Here is a 19,541-nt window from a genome sequence, read left to right on the forward strand (position 1 = left end):
GAGGGGTTTGTTGTGCGTGTGCGCAGAGCCGGGGCCAGGGCCCTGCCGGCCGCGGCCGTGACCATGGCCGTGGCCGTCGTGGGCGGACTGCTCGCCGGGTGCTCCACGGGCGGTGGCGGCGCGGACGGCACCGACAAGGGATCCCGCAACCTGGTGGCCGGCGCGTCGACCGGCCCGACGGCCGCCCCCAGCAGACTGGCCCCCGGCATGGGCGCCGAGGAGCCGGACGGCACCTTCCCGCGCACCGTCAAGCACGTCGGCGGCACCACCGAGGTCAAGAAGGCCCCCGCCCGGATCGCCGTCCTGAGCACCGGGCAGCTGGACGACCTGCTGACCCTCGGCGTCACCCCGACCGCCGCCACCCGCGCCGAGAACGGCGGGCTGGTCCCCGGTTATCTGCGGACCGCGTTCCCGGACCGGCGCGAGCGGCTGGCCGGGATGACCGACATCGGCACGCGCAACGCGCCGAACCTGGAGGCCCTCTCCGCGGCCCGCCCGGATCTGATCCTGGCCAACGCCAGCCTCAAGGCGCTCTATCCGAAGCTGTCGAAGATCGCCCCCACCGTGCTGACCCAGGGCCAGGGCATCAACTGGAAGCGCGACCTGCTGCTGGTCGGCGCCGCCGTCGGCAAGGGCGAGCGGGCGCGGAAAGTCCTGGACGCCTACGAGAAGAAGGCCGCCGGGGACGGTGTGTCCGGCGCGACCGGCGCGGCCGGCGTATCCATGGTTCGCTTCACCGCCGACCGGACCCGGATGTTCGGCGTCTCCTCCTTCACCGGATCCATCGCCGTGGACATGGGCCTGTCCCGGCCCGCGTCCCAGCGGTTCCGGGCGATCTCACAGGACATCAGCGCCGAGCGGATCGACATCGCCGACGGCGGCTGGATCTTCTACTCGGTGCAGGGCGACCCGGTGAAGACGGACGCCGGCAGCGTGCTGGCCGGGCCGCTGTGGAAGTCGCTCAAGGCGGTCAAGGCCGGACACGCGGTCCGGGTCGACGACGACGCCTGGTACCTCAACGCCGGTCCCACCGCCGCCCGTCTGGTCGCCGACGAACTGGCCGACTCGCTCGGCGGCACGTCCAAGTAGCGCCCAGTGGCCCCTCCTCTCCGTACCCGGCCCGTGCGTACCAGGCCCGTCCGTACCCGGCCCGTCCGTACCCGGCCCGTGCGTACCCGCCTCGGGTGGCTGCTCGCCGCGGGCGCGCTCACCCTCGCCGCGGTCACCGCCAGCCTCGCCGTCGGCACCCGCCCGATCCCCCCGGCCACCGTCTGGGACGCCCTGCTGCACGGCGGCGCCACCCGCGACGCGCTGGTCGTACGGACCCTGCGGGTGCCGCGCGCCGCGGTCGGGGTCACCGCCGGGGCCGCGCTCGGCCTGGCGGGCGCCGCGCTCCAGGCCATCACCCGCAACCCGCTCGCCGACCCGGGCATCCTCGGGCTCAGCCAGGGCGCCTCGGCCGGGGTCGTGCTGGCCATCGTGTCCGGGCTGGCCAGTGGCTTCAACGGCTATGTCTGGTACGCCTTCGGCGGGGCGATCGCCGCCGCCTGCCTGGTGTACCTGGTGGCGCTGCGCAGCCGGGGCGGGGCCACGCCCGTCAAGCTGGCGCTCGCCGGGACGGCGCTGTCCGCGATGGTGGCCGGCGCCACCTCCGTCCTGCTGACCGCGGACTCCGCGACCCTGGACCAGTACCGCTTCTGGCAGGTGGGCTCCCTCAGCGGGCGCGACAGCGGCACCGTCACCCAGATGCTGCCGTTCCTGGCCGTCGGCGCCCTGATCGTCGTCGCCCGCGCCCGCGGCCTGGACGCGCTCCTCCTCGGCGACGAGACCGCCCGCGCGCAGGGCCACCGCGTGGGGCTGATCCGCGTCACGGCGGCGCTCGGCGCGGCCCTGCTGACCGCCGCCGCCGTGGCCGCCGCGGGCCCGGTCGCCTTCGTCGGCCTGGCCGCGCCCCATCTCGCCCGCCGCCTCGCCCGGGGCAGCGGCGGCGGCTACGGCTTCGTCCTCCCGCTGTCCGCGCTGCTCGGCGCGAGCCTGCTGCTGGCCGCCGATGTCGCGGGCCGCGTGGTGCTCGCCCCGGCGGAGGTCCCGGCCGGGGTGATGACGGCGCTGGTGGGGGCGCCGGTGCTGGTGGCGCTCGTACGACGCAGGGGCGTGGCGGGGTGAGCGGGGAGAGCGGGGTGAGCGCGGCACCGGGGACGCGCCGCGACCCGGGGCCCGGCCGGGCGAGCGGAACGCTCGTGCTGCGCCGCGGCCCGTACTCGATCACCCTGCACCGCCGCTCGCTGCTGGTCGCCGCCGTCCTGCTGGTGCTGCTGGCGGGCGCGCTGGCCGCGGCGGCCTGCGTCGGCCAGCCGTTCGTCCCGCCCGGCGAGGTCTGGCGGATCCTGCGCGGCGAACCCAGCCGGGACGCGCTCGTGGTCGGCGAACTCCGCGTCCCCCGGGCCGTGCTGGGCGCCCTGGCCGGCGCCGCGCTCGGGCTGTCCGGAGCGCTCATCCAGAGCGTCACCCGCAACCCGCTGGCCAGCCCCGACGTCATCGGCGTCAGCCACGGCGCGGCGGCCGCCAACGTGACCGCGCTCGCCACCGGCCTGGTCACCTCGCCCGGCGCCCTCCCGTTGGTCTCCGCCGTCGGCGGGCTCGCCGCGGCCGCCCTCGTCTACGTACTCGCCTGGCGCGGCGGAACGGCGCACTCGGGCCGGTTCGTGCTGACCGGGACGGGGATCGGGGTGGCGCTCTCCGCGCTCGTGCAGCTGTACGCGAGCGAGAGCGAGCCGTCCCAGGCCGAGCAGGTCAAGCTCTGGCTGACCGGCAGTCTCAACGGCCGCGGCTGGGCGGAGGCCGAGCCGCTCGCGCTGGCCCTGCTGCTGGCGCTGCCCGCGCTGGTGGTCGCCGCCCGCGCGCTGCGGGTGACCGGGCTCGACCCCGACACCGCCGCCGGGCTCGGCGTCCCGGTGGCCCGCGTCCGCCTCGGGCTCACCGCCCTCGGTGCCCTGCTCGCCGCGGCGGCCGTGGCGGCGGCGGGCCCGATCGGCTTCATCGCCCTCACCGCCCCCCAGCTCTCCCGCCGCCTCACCCGCACCCCCCACCTCCCCCTCGCCACCTCGGCCCTCACCGGCTCCGTCACCCTCGTCCTCGCCGACCTGGCCGCCCGCACCGCGCTGCCCCCGCTGGAGATCCCGGCGGGCGCCCTGACCGCGGCGGTCGGGGGCCCGTACTTCCTATGGCTCCTGACCCGCCGCTGAATGGCAGAAGCGGCAGCCGTCCCAGTACGGCAGGGCGCTCAGCACCCGGTGCGGTACGCACGAGGCGACCGCGGCTCCGTCCGGCCCGGGGAAGACACCGTCACCATGGCGTCGTACGGCCTCGGCCGGCTCGAACGCCTCGACGCCGAACGCCGAGACCATGGCCCTGAACCGCCGCAGATACCCCTCCGCGAACGGCGGCTCGTACCCCAGCTCGTCCCAGCGGTGCCGGCGCAGCGCGAGGTCGACGACGCGCACCACGAAGCCCTTGGCGCGGGCCCGCTCGGCGGGGGCCGTCCCCCAGTCGATCTCCTCCAGGTCGAACCCGACGGCGCCCCGCCCCATGACGCTCTGGTCCTGAAGGGCCAGGAGGGCGGCGAAGCGGAAGTCCCACGCGTCGCGCGCGAGATCGGAGACGGCGAGCGTCAGGACGTCGAGGAAGACATCCGTCCCCCCGTTGGACAGCGAGAGACCGCCACTGCCGCCCCCGAACCCCCCGAACACATTTCCCACCCGCGCCACGGTACGCGGCGCTCAGGGGTGCATACGGGCACCCTTGAGCACCTTGTCGACCGCGTTGCGCGGCCCGTAGAGGGCGAGCCCCACCAGATCCAGCTGGTCCTTCGGCACGGCCCGCACCGCCGCGCGGTTGTCCCGGTCGTTGCCGGTGGCGAAGAGGTCGGAGGTGAACACGGCCCGGGGGAGCGCGCGGGACAGGGCGCGGGTGTGCGCCGCGGTCAGCGTCTCCTTCGTCCCCTCGAAGACCAGCACGGGCTGGCGGAACATCGGCAGGTAGGCGGTGCCGTCGGCGTCGGCGTACGGCTCGCCGATCACTTCGGGCAGCTCCGAGCCGAGGCCGCTGACCAGGAACGCGGTCACGTTCAGCCGCCGCCAGGTCGGCAGGTCCTCCCGCAGCACCACGGCGATCTTGGTGTCGAAACGTACGGGCGCGGTCTCAGTCGTCGTGCTCGTCATGCTTGTCGTGCTCGTCATGCTCCGAGGCTGCAGGGCACCCCGCCGTACCGTCTTGTACGTTTCTTGCATGGTGTCCCGGCACGAGGTGTCCGCGTGGCGCCCGCGGGTGCCGGGCGTCGTGGAGGTCTTCCACGCCCACTTCACCGAGCACGCGTACCCGATGCACGTCCACGACGTGTGGACGCTGCTGATCGTCGACAACGGCGCGGTCCGCTACGACCTGAACCGCCGCGAGTGCGGCACCCCGCACGACACGGTGTCCCTGCTGCCCCCGCAGGTCCCGCACAACGGCTCGCCCGCCACCCCGCAGGGTTTCCGCAAACGCGTCCTCTACCTGGACCTGTCCCAGCTGGACGAGGGCCTCATCGGCCCGGCGGTGGACCACCCCGACATCGTCGACCCGCTCCTGCGCCGCCGCGTCGGGCAGCTGCACGCGGTGTTGACGCGGCCCGGCGACGAACTGGAGGCGGCCAGCCGCCTCGCCCTGATCGGCGAGCGGCTGCGCGGACACCTGCTGCCCCGGCTCGCCGCCGCCCCGCCCGACTCCGACCCGGGCGTGGCCCACAGCCTGCGGGAACTCCTCGACGAGCGGCTGTTCCACGGCATGACCCTGGACGAGGCGGCCAAGCTGGTGCCCGCCCACCCCACCCATCTGATCCGGGCGTTCAGCACGGCCTTCGGGATCGCCCCGCACCAGTACCTGATGTCCCGGCGCGTCGACCACGCCCGCCGGCTGCTCCTCGACGGCCGACCGCCCGCGGAGGTGGCCACCGCGGTTGGCTTCTACGACCAGTCGCATCTGACCAGGCACTTCAAGCGTTTTGTGGGCGTCACCCCGGGCCGCTACGCCCGGAAAGCCCTCCACCCGGCTGGTGTTTCCGAACACGCGCCACCGCCACGGTTAGGCCGCCGCCGCCCCGGCTAGGACGCCGCCGCCACGACGGTTATCCGCTGACCGTCAGGCTCGAGTTCCCACTGCTCTGATAGCCCTCCGTCGCGAGGATCATGTAGTACTTGAACGTGCCGAGGCCCATTCCGGAACGGGCCCATGCGTCGAAATGGTTGCCCGTGGTGATGGTGCCGCCCGTGCGCTTCGACTGCCGGACGCTCCAGTACTGGTTGAAGGTCCGAGTGCCCTCGACGGACGGCGCGTTGTAGCGCGTCGTCTGATAGATGTCGTACGTACCGCCGTCACTGGTGACCGCGCCCTTGTACGTGCCCGTGGGCCGATAAGTGCCCCAGCTGTCGACGACGTAATACTCCACGAGCGGATTCGACGTCCACCCGTAGAGCGCTAAATATCCATTGCCGGACGGATTGAAGCTGCCCGAGTAGCTCACGTTCCTGCGTCCGCCGGTGCTCCAGCCCTTACCGCAGACGAAATTGCCGCAGTTGGTCCACGAGGTCCGGTAACTTCCGCCGGAGGCCAGGGTCATGGAGACCGAGCCACCGCCGTCGGTCCAGAACGAATAGTAGAAGCCGTTGTTGGTGCCGGTCTGGTTGGTGGTGATCGTCGTGTCGGCGCGCGCGGTGCCCGGGACCATCAACCCGGAGGTGACCAGTGCCAGGGCGCCGGCACGGCCGATGAAGCCTCTGCGGCTGGTCGGGCGGGCGGGGGCGTCGTCCTCGTGCATGATGCTCCTCCTCATGAAGCTGACGGGCCGTTGATGCCGACAGTGTTGGACCGGCTCCATGGGGTGTCAACAGTTTCCGCAAGGATTCCGGAAGGCCCGCCTTGATCATGGATCTCATGAAAATACATCTCACCTGGTAGCGGGTGCCGAGACGTTGATCGATTCAAGACGAACAACAAAGGCTCCGGTTCCGTGAGCCAAGATTCGAGCCGATATACCGAAAACTTTTCGGAGATATTCCGGATCACGCTGTCCGATCACAACGGGGCGGAGTCCCTGCGCCAGACGAAGACCTCGGTGCTCGGCTGACGTTCGGAGAACCGGTCCGCCGGGGAGGCCGCCCCCAGCAGTCCGCGCAGCTCCGCCTCGAACGCGTCACGGCGCGTGCCGAACAGGTGCGGAGCCGAGAAGGACATCGAGAACACGCCCGCGACGACATCGTCCGGCGTGCGCTCCAGCGCCTGCCCACCGGGAACGACCACGCGCCGGGGACCGCGGAACCCCGCCCGTGCGAGCACCGCCGCCTCGCCACCCGGAGTCCCTTGCGGCAGCACCCCCCGGCCGGCCCGTCGGACCGGCCCCAGATAGCGCCTGACCAGTTCGTCGATCGCCGCATAGGGCACCGCGGGATACGGGAGACCGTCCACGCTGGGGGTCTCCGTCTTCACGTCCGAGACATGCACCAGCGCCCCGCCCGGCCGGAGCATGCCCCTGACGGTCGCCGCCACCAGGTCGCGATCCATCCAGTGGAAGGACTGGGCGAAGGTGGCCACGGTGAAGGAGCCGAGATCCGCGGGCAGATCCTCGGCCCGGATCCGCACCCACCGCGCCTTCCCGGCCACCCCCGCCTCGGCGGCCCCGCGCCCGGCTTCGTCGATCATCCCGCGGTCCGGGTCCACCCCGACGACCTCATGGAACACCTGCGCCAGACTCAGGGCGAGCGTGCCCGGCCCGCATCCCACGTCGAGGAGGCGCCCCCGCCCGTCGAGCCGCAACACCTCGGCGAGCACGTCCGCCAGCCCGGGGGCGTACGGGAGCCTCCCGCGCCGGTAGTAGGCCGCCGTGCCCGAGAACAAGGTGTCGTCCCACTCCCAGCCGTCCATCACGTCCATCACATCGAAGGGGCGTGCCGAGCCTGGTAGGCCGGAAATCGCACGGGGTCGGTGAAGTCCTGGTCGGCGTCGGGCCAACGGCCGCGCAGCAGGACGGCGATGCGCTGGAGCCAGGCGGTGAGGCGGGGCAGGCCGCGGTGGCTCCGGGCGGTGTGCGCGGCGGCTTCGAGGGTGGCGACGAGCTGGGGGCGGCTGCGGTCGCCCGGTGGGCGGGTGTCCAGCAGCGCGAACCGCTCCAGGCGGATCAGCGCCCAGGAGACGCAGGCGGCGGCGAGGCCGAATCCGTACCGCCGGTCGTCCTCGGCCTCCGGAACGCCGCGGGCCAGGGCGCGGCGGTAGTGACCGGCCAGGTCCGGGCCCTCGGCCGGGTCGCCCACCGTCATCCAGGCGGGGCCGGGAACATGCAGGCACACGGCGTCGGTGAGCGCGTGCGCGTAGCCGGCGAACTCGAAGTCGATAAGGCGGGCGTCGGCCGGGCCTGCGGCATGCAGAAGGACGTTGTTGGCCTCCGCGTCCCCATTGCTGAGGGCGAGGAACGGCCCCGGGGCGGCCAGCTCATCCACCACCGCGCCGATCTCGGTGGCGGCCCCGGCCTCCAGCGGCACCCCGAGCCCCACGGCGTGCTCGATCCCCCTGTCGCGGTACGGGGCGAGCCGCCCCGCTCGGTCGGCCGCGGGGTCGACCGGCCCCAGCCCGGCCCGGCGCGCGTAGTAGCCCTCGGCCCGCCCGGCGGTGGCCGCGCCCAGCTCACCGAGGGCACGGGCGAAGGCGGCCAGCCGGTCGCCGTGGGCCGCCGCTCCGTCGCGCCGCAGCAGCCGGTCCAGGGCGGTGCGCGGCGCGAGGTCTTCCAGGACCACGAACCCGGCCGCTGTGTCGGCGGCGATGACGCGAGGGGCGAGGCCGATCCCGACGTCGTCCCGGAGAAACCGGAGCGCGGCCACCTCGGTACGCAGCCGCCACCCGGCGCCACGCCCTTGGACGGGTCCGCCCTCGGCCCACTTGACGACAACGGACGGCGCCACATCCGCACCTCGAACCCGCACCCGGGCCACGGCCCAGGGCTCCAGCCGCTCCCAGCGCTCGACGTCCAGCAGCTCCCTCAGGGCTGCGGCGCGGGCGCTGTCGCTGGGCTCGGGCATCCGCTCAACCTATGCACCGGCATCACCGAACGCGACCGAATTAGCGGCGCGTTAGCCGGGCGGCAGTAGATCGCCAGCGCTGCCGAACAGGCTTGTTGTCACGGCCCCTGAAGGACGGGGATGAAGCCCGCGACAACAGGGGGACACATGTCATACCACGCCGAACTCCGCCACCTCCGTAAGGTCGCCGCCGCCGCGGTGGTCGCCACCGTGGCGGCGTTCGCGCTGGCGGCCTGCCAGGACGACGCGACCGCCAACGACGCGGCGCCGTCCGCCATCACGGTCGACGCCGTCGGCGGGGGCAAGTAGCGGGCGCGGTGGCCACCGATGAGAATCTGGCCCGCGACCTGGACACGGCGCCCCCGGCAGACTGCTTCCAGTGCTGCCGTTCTTTGAGGAGTTGCCATGCAGGTCGCCGTGGTCACCTTTGACGGGTTCAACGAGCTCGACAGCTTCATCGCCTCCGCGTTGATCAACCGCTGCCGGAAGGACGGCCTGGAGGCCTTCATCACGACGCCGACGCCCGTGGTCGCGTCCATGAACGGCGTCGAGGTCACCGGGCAGCGTCCCCTGGAGTTCGTGACCGAAGCGGACGTCGTGCTCATCGGCAGCGGGGTGAAGGCGCGAGAGGTGGTCGCGGACGACCGGTTGCTCTCCAGGCTGCCGCTCGACCCTTCGCGACAGCTGATCGGCGCGCAGTGCTCGGGCGCGCTGGTGCTCGCCCGGCTCGGGTTGCTGGACACCATGCCCGCCTGCACGGACATCAAGAGCCGGCCCTATGTCGAGGCCTGCGACGTCACCGTGCTGGACGCGCCGTTTCACGCCGAGGGGAACATCGCCACGGCGGGCGGCTGCCTGTCGTCCCAGTATCTCGCCGCGTGGGTGATCACCCGCACGCTCGGGGAGGCCGCAGCGCGCGAGGTCATCGACTACGTCGCTCCGGTCGGCGAAAACCGGGAGACCGTCGAGCGCGCCATGCGGGCCCTGTCCGGCGGGCTCGTCACCGCCGGACAGGGCCGCATCCGCTCAACGCTCTGATCGCGGGTTACTGGTCGGTTCCGCCGTCGAAGGGGACGGCGTCTGCCGCGTCGGTGTGCCAGTTGGTGACGATGGGCTTGTCGACGGTGATGGTGTCGACGGGCAGGGAGACGGGGTTGGGGTCCTTGGCGCCGATGGCGACGATGATGCTGTTGAGTTCCTTGCCGCCGTTTTCGTTGGTGGTCTTGGGGTTGACCCCGGCGTAGGCGGTGGTTCCCTTGCCCAGGGTGACCGCCGGGCCTACGGCCTGTTCGGCGGGGCCGGCTTCGGTGCCGTCCGATCCGAAGGCGACGGTGGGGAGCGCGGCGGGCAGGACACAGGTGATCCCGGGCTTGGCCTTCGCGATGATCAGGATGTATCCGCCGGCCTGCGTCTCGGACCTGGTGCTCCAGGAGATGTCATTGGCCCCGCACTCCTGCCCGACTGCGGCCTTCTCGCCGTTGCCGACGTCGGCGCCGGAGCCGTCGCCCTTCGTACCGGAGGACTTGCCGTTGCTGCCGCTGTCGCTGTTGCCCGCGGTCGATGAGCCGGAGGCGGTGTCCTTGCCGGCCCCGGCCCCGGCCCCGGCCTCGGCCTTGGCGGAGGAAGACGAGTCACCCGACTGACCACTCGCGTCGTCCGAGTTCTGACAAGCGGTGGCGAGCATCGCGGCAGCCACCAGCAGACTGGCACCGGCGAACGTACGGACTCGGGTGCGCGTGGTACGCATGGGAAGACTTCCTTGTCATGAGTGGAACGGTGCGCCCGGCGACGTTTCGCTCGGTCTGGTAGTCAGCTTGCCAACGGCCGCTATCGTTTCGTTGGCGTGCCGCTAACGCAGCGCTGCCGCGGCGGCAACGGGCGTACCTTCATGATCATAAGGCGGAGCGATGGTGCTCTGAGCGGGGCTGCCGCGCTGGTCAGGTGAGGCGGCGGAGCGCGTCGGGGGTGAGGTCGGCGAGGCTGGGGTAGCCGTCGACGGCCATGAGCAGGTCGGCCTCGGCGAGCAGGGAACGCAGGACGTGGACGACGCCGTCGGTGCCGGCGAGAGCCAGGCCGTAGAGATAGGGGCGGCCGACGCCGACCGCGGTGGCACCCAGGGCGAGGGCCTTGATGACGTCCGCCCCGGTGCGGACGCCGGAGTCGAACAGGACCGGCAGACCGTCGGCGGCCTCGACCACCTCCGGCAGCGCGTTGAGCGCGGGCAGGCCGCCGTTGGCCTGGCGTCCGCCGTGGTTGGAGCAGTAGACGCCGTCCACGCCGCCGTCCTTGGCGCGACGGACGTCGTCGGGGTGGCAGATGCCCTTGAGGATCAGCGGCAGGTTGGTGATCGACCGCAGCCAGGGCAGGTCGTCCCAGGTGAGGGGGTTGCCGAAGATCGTCGCCCAGTGCATCACGGTCGCGGTCGGGTCGTCCTCGGGAGCCTTGGCGAGCCGGGAGCGGAAGACCGGGTCGCTGGTGTAGTTGGCCAGGCAGTGGCCGCGGAGCTGGGGGAAGTTGCTGGCCGCCAGGTCACGGGGGCGCCAGCCGGGGATCCAGGTGTCGAGGGTGACCACGATGGCCTTGAAGCCCGCGGCCTCGGCCCGGTGGACCAGGCTCTCGGCCACCTCCCGGTCGGAGGGGGTGTAGAGCTGGAAGAAGCCGGGCGTGTCGCCGAACTCGGCGGCGACCTGCTCCATCGGATCGACGGTCAGGGTGGAGGCGATCATCGGCACGCCGGTACGGGCGGCGGCGCGGGCGGTGGCGAGGTCACCGTGGCCGTCCTGTGCGCACAGACCGACCACGCCGACCGGGGCCATGAGCAGCGGTGTGGGCAGGTGCATCCCGAACAGGTCGACGGACAGGTCGCGCTGGGTGGGGCTGACCATCATGCGGGGGATGAGGCCCCACTGCTCGAACGCGGTGACGTTGGCCCGCTGGGTGTATTCGTTGCCCGCGCCGCCGGCCACGTAGGAGCGCACCGCGGGCGGCATGGCCGCCTCGGCCAGCGGCTCGAGGTCGTCGGAGGTCATGGGCAGGTCCGGCAGCACCCCGCGCAGCCCGTCGAGGTAGATCTCGTTCTGGTAGTCGGCGAAAGCCATGATCCCGTCCTCCTGCACGCCCGCCGGGTGCGGGCTCTCGAAGTCCACAAGGGGAGAGTGACGCACGAGAGCGGCGAAACGCGGGTTTCTGGCTCAGATCCGAGAGGAAGACCCTGGTGGACCACTCGAGATGTCGCCCTGTTTGTTCGCATTTAGGGTGAGTCTCGTGATGCGAATACACAAGATCATCCCGTTACTGACGGTTGTCGTCTTTGTGTTGTTGCATGTCTTCGCCTATCCGGGCACACGCTTCTCCAATGACTCATACCGCTACGCCCGCTCAGCGTACGAGTTCCTGGGCGACCCCTACCGGAAAGCCCAGGACAAAGCGCTGCGGGCCTACTGCGCGGACACGGCGGCCATGCTTCAGCGAAACCGCATGCTGCATCAGATCGAGTTCCGGGCCCCGGTGCGCAGCTATGAGTTCCAGGATTGCCTCACCGAGCACGCGGATGGCCTCAACCCCAGCAACCCGCGGTACGAGGCGCTCTTCCACGCTCGCCTCGCCTATCCACTGGTGGCAGCGCCGTTCGTCTGGCTCCTGGGAGCCAAGGCGGGGCTGACGGCCGTTGCCCTGGGTTTCACGGCGCTCGGAGGACTGCTGGTCCTGGTGCTCCTGCGCGCGCTGCGTGCACCGCCTCCGGTGGCATGGCTCGGTCAGTGCCTGTACTACGTCACGCCGATAGGGCTGTGGGGCAGCCGGCCCATGACGGAGGGACCGATGATCGCCCTCATGGTGGCCATGCTGCTCGGCGCGGTGTGGCTGTGCCAGGGGCGGCGGCGGGTGGCGGGGGCTCTGCTGTCCGTGGGGGCCTTCGCGCTGGGTTTCGCGGTCAAGTACTCAAGCTTCGCCCTGGTGGGGCCATGCCTGGTGGCGGCGAGCGCATTGGCGCTGATGTTCGTTCCACAGGCCCGGCACAAGGGCACGCGCTGCCTGCTCATCGTCTCGCTCTTCGAGTCCCTGGTCGCCTTTGCGATGAGCCGGGCGCTCCGGCTGCCCGGACTGGAGGATTCGCTCCAGGACACCTTCTCCCTCCACTGGACGTATGCCGAAGTCGCCGACCCGTGGCGCCGACTGGCCCGGCTCGATGTCAACTACTGGTGGCAGTGGCTACAGGGCGAGGCGTTGGCTCCCTCCCTGCTCTTCCTCCTGGCGTTGGGCATCTGGGGCGCGATGAGCCGCTCGGTGCCCATCGCGCTCTGCCTGATCGCCGTGGGCGGTACGGGCCTGCTGACGTCCGTAGCCCACCCGGTGGCGATGGAGGGCGACAGGCTCTACGTGCAGGTGTGGCTGATCGTCGTCGTCGGGCTGCCCCTCCTGGTCGAGCGGCTGCGCAGGAGCGGCGGGACCCCCGGCGCGCCGCCTGTGCGAAGTGATCGTCTGCTGATGAAGACCAACGGGCGTCGGCGAAGAACGGCTCGTCTCGAGCCACTGCCCCCGACCTCCCGGCTGGAGGGGGTCGACATGCGCCCCGATACGCATCCCGGCTGAGGTGCGCACGCCTCGGCGCCGCCCACCCGATGAGGGCCGGGCGGCGCCGGTTGTGGTCAGGAGCAGGGCTTGTAGAACTTGGCCCAGCCGTTGCTGGGCATGGACGGCGGCTCGCCGGTGGACCCGAACGCGCCGTACTTCATCTTCAACTCGTAGTCGAAGTCCCCTGGGCCGTTGTCCCGCTGCGACAGGCGCACGTCCCGATCCAGTTGCCCGTCACCGTTGTTGTTGAGGATCGCGAGGTCCGGGTAGGCGTCGCCGCCGTAGTTGGCGATCCGAAGCTGCTGGACCTCGCCGTGGTCGCCGATGTCGGAGTGCCGGGAGTGGGCGGAGCTCAGGTTCGCCCGCTTGAGCGGGCCGGGGCGGTATTCCGCGACGCGCGCCGTCGAGGGGTCGTCGATGCCGGACGGCTTGACGATGTTGACGACCATGTCCAGGGTGCCGTCCTTCTGGAAGTCGGCGACCGCGGCGGACGCGACCTCCCCCGTCTTCGCGCCCAGGAGTTTCCTGACGGTGTGCTTCGTTCCGAACGAACCGTCCGCCGTCCCCCACTGGATCGTCATCTTGGTTCCGGTGTGCCCCGGATTCGTGATCTTGTCCGGGCGACCGTCACCATCGAGATCGCCGACCAGCGTCGTGGCGCCGGCCAGGCACGGGCCCGTCGCCTTGGCGGCCATGCTGGCGGCCCGGTCTGCGCCGCCCGAAGGCGACGACCCGGCCGCAGCGGCCTGGTAACCGGCGACGGTCAGGGACAAGGCGACAGCCGCGATCGGGGCGGCGATCAGAAGTGAGCGTTTGCGAGGCATGTACGAACTCCTAACGTCGTTGCTGCGAGGGAGATGTTGGTAACGCCCGGCTGAACGAAGCCTGAAGCGCTCATGGGCGGCTACGGCAGCTGTCGTTGGGCTACTGGTCGGTTCCGCCCTCGAAGGGGACGGCGTCTGCCGCGTCGGTGTGCCAGTTGGTGACGATGGGCTTGTCGACGGTGATGGTGTCGACGGGCAGGGAGACGGGGTTGGGGTCCTCGGCGCCGATGGCGACGATGATGCTGTTCAGTTCCTTGCCGCCGTTTTCGTTGGTGGTCTTGGGGTTGACTCCGGCGTAGGCGGTGGTTCCCTTGCCGAGCGTGACCGCCTCGCCAACGGCCTGTTCGGCGGGGCCGGCTTCGGTGCCGTCCGATCCGAAGGCGACGGTGGGGAGCGCGGCGGGCAGGACGCAGGTGATCCCGGGCTTGGCCTTCGCCATGATCAGGATGTATCCGCCGGCCTGCGTCTCGGACCTGGTGCTCCAGGAGATGTCGTTGGCCCCGCACTCCTGCCCGACCTCGCCACGCTCGCCGTAGCCGACGTGGGCGGCGACACCAGCCTGGGTTCCTGTGTCCTGCGCGACGAAGGTCTTGATCGATGCGCCAGAGCCGGTGCCCTGGTCAGCCGCAACCGCGACCGCAGCCACCGCGGAGGTCGACGAGTCACCGAACTGACCGCTCGCGTCGCCCGAGGACTGGAAGGCGGTGGTGAGCATCGCGGCAGTTATGAGCAGCCCGGCACCGGCGAACATACGGACTCGGGGGCGGGCGATCAGCATGGCAAGACCTTCTTCGTCATCAGCGGAGTAGTACACACAGCGACGTATCGCCCGGTGTGGCACTCACCTTGCCGGTGGCGGCTACCGTCCGATTAACGAGCCACTAACGCAGCGCTGGCGCTCCCGCGTGGGCCGACTCGGTGGGGGTCTGGTTCGCATCCATCGGTCGTTTATCGGCGCCACTTACGGTGACGGCCTCACTCGCGTAACCATGGTCGGGGGACGGCATGGCGCTGCGTATTCATTTCACGGCAGAGGACTTGGCGACCTCGCCGACGGCGGGCACGGTCCCGCCATGGGCGAGGGCCGGCGCTGTCTCGCTCCGGCGGCACGCGCCGCGGCGATATCCGTGAGACCTCAGGCACCACGTGCCCGGCGGCTTCGCGCCTGCTAGTCGCAGGGGCAGGCTAGTTGGAGAGAGCCTGTCCATACTCGGTCGCATGGACGAGACAGCGCACGGCAAATCCCTCCTCGGTGAGTTCCTGTCCCGGCGCCGGGCTCAGTTGAAGCCGGCGGACGTGGGGTTGCCGGACTACGGCGACCGGCGGCGGGTGCCGGGGCTGCGGCGTGAGGAACTGGCCCAGTTGGCCGGCGTCAGCGTGGCCTACTACATCCGGCTGGAACAGGGGCTGTCGCTCAACGCCTCGCCGCAGGTCCTCGACGCGCTGGCCACGGCTCTGCGGCTGGATGACGCGGAGCGGCGCCACCTGCACACCCTGTCCGGTGACGTCCGGCAGAGCCGTCGCCGGCTCCCCGCCGAGCGTGTCACCGCGGCAATGCGCCAACTCGTGGATGCCTTCGGGGACTCACCCGTGGTGGTCCTCGGCCAGCGCTCGGACGTCCTGACGTGGAACCGCACCGGGCATGCGTTGTTCGCCGGGCATCTGGCCCCGGACAGCCCGGATCAAGCGGCCACGCGACCCAACACCGCCCGCATGGTATTCCTGGACGCCCACACGCGGGACCTGTACGTGGACTGGCCCAGGAAAGCACGGGATGTGGTGGGCAAGCTGCGACAGGCGGTCGGCAAGTATCCGGACGATCCGCGTCTGGCCTCCCTCGTCGGCGAGCTGACGATGCGCAGCCCGCATTTCGCCACGCTGTGGGCTCAGCACCGGGTGCGCGCCTGGGGCTTGAACGAGTACCGGATGCGCCATCCGATGGTCGGGGAGCTGGACGTGTGTCAGCACTCGCTCCCGGTTCCCCGGGGGCAAGGGATCCGGCTGGTGGTGGTGACGGCGGCGCCCGACTCCGCCTCCCAGGCGGCACTGCGATTGCTCAACCAGACCCTCCAGCCCGCCGCGGACATGCCGGCGACCGCCCGCCCCGCCGCCGGCACCCCGGCACACGCCGCTCCTTCCGTACACCCCTGATCCGGCCGTCGCAAAGCCACAGTCTGCTCACAGCGTCACACCTGAACATCACCCGCCAGCCTCCGGCCCGAGGCTGGCAGGGAGCGCCGCCGGGGCCTCGTCACGCACGCCTTCCGGCCGCCGATGACGCTGCCGCCCCTCTTTCACGCATTCGGCGCTCGCTCTTGGGGCGGGGCGGGTAGCCGGCTCCCCCTTCCACCGCGGAAGAACATCCGCAGAGGCCCGCACAGCCACCCTTCCACCCCTCCTGGAGGTTCCCCATGTCCACCACACCCGTCACGGCTTTCGCCGGGGTCATCGACACCATCGCCCACCTGGTCGAGGCCGTGGAGGAGGAGCAGTGGAGCGCGGCCACGCCCTGCACCGACTGGAACGTCCAGCAGCTGGTCGACCATCTGCTGTTGGGTCAGCACACGTTCGCCGTCGTGATGGGGACGCAGCCGCCCCTGTCGGCGCTCGACCCCGCTCCGGAAGCGCTCAAGAAGGCGTTCCGGACATCGGCCGCCGCCCTGGTGGCCGCCTTCGAGGGTCCGGGAGCGCTGGAGCGCACGGTGCGGGCCCCGATCGGTGAGGTGCCCGGCGCTGTGGCACTGCATCTCCAGACCATCGAGCACCTGGTACACGGCTGGGATCTGGCCCGGGCCATCGGCCAGAAGGCCCTGTTCGACGAGGCCACGGTCGAGCGGGAGACCGAGTTCGCCCGCGGCCTCGCGGCACAACTGCCGTCCGGACCGGGCGCTCCGTTCGCGTCGTCCCGGACCGCTCCGGAAGACGCCCCCGCGCTCGACCGGCTGGCCGCGCTGCTCGGACGCGACATCACCGAGTGACCCTCACGCAGGTCACCGCAGGTCACCGCAGTACACACCGGCCCCAACCCTTCCGAGGAACAAGGACAACAATGAAGAAGACGAACCTGAAGATCGCCATCGCGAGCGCGGCACTTGTCGTCGCCGTGGCCACTGGAACGGCGTTGGCCGCGAACGGCTCCTCTACCAAATCCAACTCCACATCCGGAGCCGAGCAGACCCGGACCGAGCAGGCCGAGCAGAAGAAGCCCAGCGTCATCAAGGCCGACGGCTCGAACGTGTTCCCGCACTCGCTGGACTTCGACGCGCGGTCGAACACGTTCCTCGCCGGGTCGCTGAAGCGCGGCACGGTCTCCGCCGTCAGTCCTGACGGGAAGGTGCGCACCCTCATCGACGACCCGGAAATGGTGTCGGCGCAGGCCGTCCTCGTCGACCGCGAACGGGACCGCATCCTGGTCAGCAATGTGGACTACGGCACTGCCGACCGTTCCAGGAAGAACGCCCCCTTCCGCGTCGCCGGTGTGGGCAGCTACGACCTGGAGAGCGGGAAGCAGGACTGGTGCGTCGATCTGACCGCGGTCACCCTGGACGGCAAGCAGCACCTGATCTCCGACGTGACGGTGGCGCCCGACGGCACCGCGTACGCCGTCGACGAGCTGACCCCGACGGTGTTCCGCATCGACCGCAAGGGCCGCGCCTCGGTATTTCTGCAGAACGACCTGCTCAAGGGCACGCTTGACATTCCCGACTTCCTGAACGATGTGGGCATGACAGCGGTGGAGTGGGTGGAGGGAAACCAGCTGATCATCGCCATGGCCGACGGCTCCCTGGTACGGGTGCCCGTCAAACATCCCGAAAAGGCGCAGGAGGTGAAGCTCTCAGCGCCGCTGGGGTCCCCCGCGGCCGGCATGCGGCTCCTGAAGGACGGCTCGATCGCGGCGGTCAGCAGCGGTCTGCTGACCGGCAAGCCCGCCCAGATCCAGCGTGTGAAGCCCCGTGACGGCTGGAAGAAGGCCACGGTGAAGGTCACCGACACCGTCGAGGATCCCGTCACCAGCGACGTGACCGCGGGACCGGACGGGACGACGTACGCGCTCAGCGGCGGGCTGGCCGACCTCCTTGCGGGCAAGCCCAACGACGGGTTCAGCCTGACCCCCGTCAAGACCGATTGAGCCGACAGCCGTTCCCCCACGACCTGCGATTTCAGGACTTTCGCGTCGGATGCGAGACGGTGCCATGCGGCGTCGTTGCGGGGCGAGAAGATCGCCCATCACACGGTCGTTACCGCGTGATGGGCGCGCGGCGTACTCCGCATCAGGAAGACGCAGTCGGGGAAGCGCTCGGCTGGAGTCGCAACTCGGCAACGACGCGCAACCGCGCGTCCGTGACGGCACGGGCTGTGCCGGGGATGTGTTCAGCCAAGCGCTCCAACCTCGGCCACGACTTCGTGCGGCAGGCCGCCCACGACATGCTCGGCATCGGGGTCGTAGTCCCAGGTCCAGTCATCGCTCAGGTGGAGATCTCGTGGTGCGCCAGGTCTGTGATCTGTCGTATTCCAGCGAGTGCCGAACGCAGGGCCTCGCGGTCCGTCGCTTCTTTTGCTGCGGCTTGGAGTCGCTGGATGGCAACGAATTCTCCCCACCACAGCAGAAAGGTACGCAACGGAGCGATAGTGCTCTGAGCGGCGGCTTGTTCAACAACGCGGTTGAGGCGCTCGACGAAGGAAGGCAACTGGGCGGGGGCGATGTGAGCAACCGCTGCCCGGAGCGCTGCCGGAGTGAGCGCCGGCATGGGGCTCAGGGCCCCGTCGGGGGCAGAGGGCTGCTCGGCCATCGGAACGTCTCCTGGGTGGTGGTCTACGTGGTCATCGTGAGCCTGGCCGTTGGTACGGACGCTGGGCCGAACCTACGCCCGCGCCTCGTTCGCCACACAACGCCCGACGCGTCTCGATCGCTCTGGCCCAAGCGTGATCGCGTTGTGGTGGGTTTTGGTGCGTTGTCGCGAGTCGCCAGAGGGGCCAGCGGCCCCGAACAACAGCAGAGCCCCGGGCCGATGGCCTGGGGCTCTGCTGTGCGTGGAGCGGGTGACGGGAATCGAACCTGAGCTCTGAGGAATCACCGGGCAGCCGACACGGATCACGTCGCTGAACAGCGCAAACGAGCACTGACGGCAAGCTGTCGTGCTTGCCGCAGCACCCGTCATTGACCGCTGTTCACCGCTCTATCTGGTGTGCTTCTGGTGCGGAACCTGGCGCACTGCCGACCAATCCGCCCCGGGGTCCAGTTCCTCGAAGCGAGATCTGCTCACCCGCTAAAGATTGGAGAATGGGGGGATCACTCGCGTGATCGCGATGAGGCGCAGCCGGGGGAGGGGCAGCGCGTAGAACCAGCCGTCGACGAGCAGGGGGATGCGCCGCACTCTGCCCGGCACGCCCCGTCGCGGTCCTTGACCGAGATCCGTGACGTCAACGCCGACCTCGGCCAGTGCAACCATCTCTCCCGCAAGGCGTTCAACCTCGGCGACCACCTGCGGGGGCAGACCCGACACGACGTGCTCGGCGTCCGGGTCGTAACCCCAACGTCATGGGTCCCGATCGCTCACGCTGCTCCCTGCTCCTGGTCGATGCCGGCTTCAGCGCATGCTTTGTCAAGGATGCGGCCGATCTCCGCAGCAAGTTCGCGAGCCTCGTGGAGATCGTCAGTCTCGGCTGCACGGGCTTCCAGCGCCCGCAGGCGAGCGGCTCGGTCCGGGTGGCGCTCGACGGCGACGTAGACGGCCCACTGCCCGACGAAACGGCGCATCGGTGCCGCGCTCACCTGCTCTCGGGACTGCCGGAGTGCCGCGGCGCGCTCGGCATCAAATGTCGGCACTGCGTCCGGGGCGATCAGCGCAAGAGCAGCGCGCAGTTCCTCAGGAGTACTCGCCGGCTGGGCGATGCGGTGGGCTTCCGGATCACTGTCGGCGATGTCGTGCATCGGATGTTCGGGCTGCGTGGTCATCGCGGTCTCCAGTGAGGATCGGCAGGTCCGCTGTGTGCTCCACGGTACGTGTTCGTCCTGTTCGTGCGTATGGAGATGCGCTCG

Annotated in this window: 21 protein-coding genes; 10 read left to right on the forward strand and 11 right to left on the reverse strand. The window is 70.7% G+C overall.

From position 1 onward, the window contains the following. Positions 1–12 precede the first annotated feature (12 nt). From ABTY62_RS36030 to ABTY62_RS36040, 3 genes are all read left to right on the forward strand, one after another. On the forward strand, positions 13–1,089 hold the full coding sequence (locus ABTY62_RS36030) for an ABC transporter substrate-binding protein (RefSeq protein WP_352133622.1): 1,077 nt from the start codon (positions 13–15) through the stop codon (positions 1,087–1,089). Between the two features lie 78 nt (positions 1,090–1,167). Then, positions 1,168–2,166, forward strand: coding sequence for a FecCD family ABC transporter permease (locus ABTY62_RS36035; RefSeq protein WP_352133623.1), 999 nt, complete (start codon positions 1,168–1,170; stop codon positions 2,164–2,166). 14 nt (positions 2,167–2,180) lie between these two features. Next, positions 2,181–3,245 (forward strand): FecCD family ABC transporter permease, encoded by a 1,065-nt coding sequence (locus ABTY62_RS36040; RefSeq protein WP_352133624.1) that lies wholly within the window; start codon positions 2,181–2,183, stop codon positions 3,243–3,245. Here ABTY62_RS36040 and ABTY62_RS36045 read toward each other — a convergent pair. Next, positions 3,222–3,758, reverse strand: a complete 537-nt coding sequence (locus tag ABTY62_RS36045) for a hypothetical protein (protein WP_352133625.1) — start codon at positions 3,756–3,758, stop codon at positions 3,222–3,224. The two genes, ABTY62_RS36040 and ABTY62_RS36045, sit on opposite strands and share 24 nt — an antisense overlap. 21 nt (positions 3,759–3,779) lie before the next feature. Continuing rightward, complete coding sequence (locus tag ABTY62_RS36050; RefSeq protein WP_502997586.1) at positions 3,780–4,238, reverse strand: DUF2000 family protein; 459 nt, start codon at positions 4,236–4,238, stop codon at positions 3,780–3,782. A 49-nt stretch (positions 4,239–4,287) separates the two neighbouring features. Between ABTY62_RS36050 and ABTY62_RS36055 the strand changes: the two genes are divergently transcribed. After that, entirely contained in the window at positions 4,288–5,145 is an 858-nt protein-coding gene (locus tag ABTY62_RS36055) for an AraC family transcriptional regulator (protein ID WP_352133626.1), read from the forward strand. A gap of 19 nt (positions 5,146–5,164) precedes the next feature. Here the strand turns inward: ABTY62_RS36055 and xynA are convergent, their stop codons facing one another. The 3 genes from xynA to ABTY62_RS36070 all read right to left on the reverse strand — a co-directional run bounded on the left by xynA (position 5,165) and on the right by ABTY62_RS36070 (position 8,105). Further along, entirely contained in the window at positions 5,165–5,854 is a 690-nt protein-coding gene (gene xynA, locus ABTY62_RS36060) for an endo-1,4-beta-xylanase XynA (protein ID WP_352133627.1), read from the reverse strand. 257 nt (positions 5,855–6,111) lie between these two features. Then, positions 6,112–6,966, reverse strand: coding sequence for a class I SAM-dependent methyltransferase (locus ABTY62_RS36065; RefSeq protein WP_352133628.1), 855 nt, complete (start codon positions 6,964–6,966; stop codon positions 6,112–6,114). Continuing rightward, on the reverse strand, positions 6,966–8,105 hold the full coding sequence (locus ABTY62_RS36070; RefSeq protein WP_352133629.1) for a phosphotransferase family protein: 1,140 nt from the start codon (positions 8,103–8,105) through the stop codon (positions 6,966–6,968). The genes ABTY62_RS36065 and ABTY62_RS36070 overlap by 1 nt, the downstream gene beginning before the upstream one ends. 147 nt (positions 8,106–8,252) lie before the next feature. Between ABTY62_RS36070 and ABTY62_RS36075 the strand changes: the two genes are divergently transcribed. Both ABTY62_RS36075 and ABTY62_RS36080 read left to right on the forward strand, forming a co-directional pair. Further along, on the forward strand, positions 8,253–8,414 hold the full coding sequence (locus tag ABTY62_RS36075) for a hypothetical protein (protein ID WP_352133630.1): 162 nt from the start codon (positions 8,253–8,255) through the stop codon (positions 8,412–8,414). 96 nt (positions 8,415–8,510) lie between these two features. Then, complete coding sequence (locus ABTY62_RS36080; RefSeq protein ID WP_352133631.1) at positions 8,511–9,143, forward strand: DJ-1/PfpI family protein; 633 nt, start codon at positions 8,511–8,513, stop codon at positions 9,141–9,143. A gap of 7 nt (positions 9,144–9,150) precedes the next feature. Here the strand turns inward: ABTY62_RS36080 and ABTY62_RS36085 are convergent, their stop codons facing one another. Both ABTY62_RS36085 and ABTY62_RS36090 read right to left on the reverse strand, forming a co-directional pair. After that, complete coding sequence (locus tag ABTY62_RS36085; RefSeq protein ID WP_352133632.1) at positions 9,151–9,852, reverse strand: DUF4232 domain-containing protein; 702 nt, start codon at positions 9,850–9,852, stop codon at positions 9,151–9,153. Between the two features lie 190 nt (positions 9,853–10,042). Continuing rightward, the gene (locus tag ABTY62_RS36090; protein ID WP_352133717.1) at positions 10,043–11,203 is read right to left on the reverse strand and encodes an alpha-hydroxy-acid oxidizing protein; all 1,161 of its coding nucleotides are present in this window, start codon (positions 11,201–11,203) and stop codon (positions 10,043–10,045) included. 166 nt (positions 11,204–11,369) lie between these two features. On the opposite strand from ABTY62_RS36090, the gene ABTY62_RS36095 reads away from it, so the two are divergent. Next, on the forward strand, positions 11,370–12,695 hold the full coding sequence (locus ABTY62_RS36095; RefSeq protein ID WP_352133633.1) for a hypothetical protein: 1,326 nt from the start codon (positions 11,370–11,372) through the stop codon (positions 12,693–12,695). A gap of 56 nt (positions 12,696–12,751) precedes the next feature. On the opposite strand, the gene ABTY62_RS36100 is transcribed toward ABTY62_RS36095, so the two are convergent. Then, entirely contained in the window at positions 12,752–13,501 is a 750-nt protein-coding gene (locus ABTY62_RS36100) for an FG-GAP repeat domain-containing protein (RefSeq protein ID WP_352133634.1), read from the reverse strand. 100 nt (positions 13,502–13,601) lie between these two features. Then, positions 13,602–14,279 (reverse strand): DUF4232 domain-containing protein, encoded by a 678-nt coding sequence (locus ABTY62_RS36105; RefSeq protein ID WP_352133635.1) that lies wholly within the window; start codon positions 14,277–14,279, stop codon positions 13,602–13,604. 440 nt (positions 14,280–14,719) lie between these two features. Between ABTY62_RS36105 and ABTY62_RS36110 the strand changes: the two genes are divergently transcribed. The 3 genes from ABTY62_RS36110 to ABTY62_RS36120 all read left to right on the forward strand — a co-directional run bounded on the left by ABTY62_RS36110 (position 14,720) and on the right by ABTY62_RS36120 (position 17,630). Continuing rightward, positions 14,720–15,652 (forward strand): helix-turn-helix transcriptional regulator, encoded by a 933-nt coding sequence (locus tag ABTY62_RS36110; RefSeq protein WP_352133636.1) that lies wholly within the window; start codon positions 14,720–14,722, stop codon positions 15,650–15,652. A gap of 260 nt (positions 15,653–15,912) precedes the next feature. Beyond that, positions 15,913–16,479 (forward strand): TIGR03086 family metal-binding protein, encoded by a 567-nt coding sequence (locus ABTY62_RS36115; protein ID WP_352133637.1) that lies wholly within the window; start codon positions 15,913–15,915, stop codon positions 16,477–16,479. Positions 16,480–16,550: 71 nt separating this feature from the next. Then, positions 16,551–17,630 carry a hypothetical protein gene (locus ABTY62_RS36120; protein WP_352133638.1) on the forward strand — a complete coding sequence of 360 codons (1,080 nt, stop codon included), beginning with the start codon at positions 16,551–16,553 and terminating at the stop codon, positions 17,628–17,630. 337 nt (positions 17,631–17,967) lie between these two features. Here ABTY62_RS36120 and ABTY62_RS36125 read toward each other — a convergent pair whose 3' ends face one another. Beyond that, positions 17,968–18,291, reverse strand: coding sequence for a hypothetical protein (locus ABTY62_RS36125; protein ID WP_352133639.1), 324 nt, complete (start codon positions 18,289–18,291; stop codon positions 17,968–17,970). Between the two features lie 764 nt (positions 18,292–19,055). Beyond that, positions 19,056–19,457: a DUF6247 family protein gene (locus ABTY62_RS36130; protein WP_352133640.1), complete on the reverse strand. Its 402-nt coding sequence runs from the start codon at positions 19,455–19,457 to the stop codon at positions 19,056–19,058. Between the last annotated feature and the right edge of the window lie 84 nt (positions 19,458–19,541).

This window comes from Streptomyces sp. NPDC097640 (assembly GCF_040302705.1).
Taxonomy (GTDB): Bacteria; Actinomycetota; Actinomycetes; order Streptomycetales; family Streptomycetaceae; genus Streptomyces.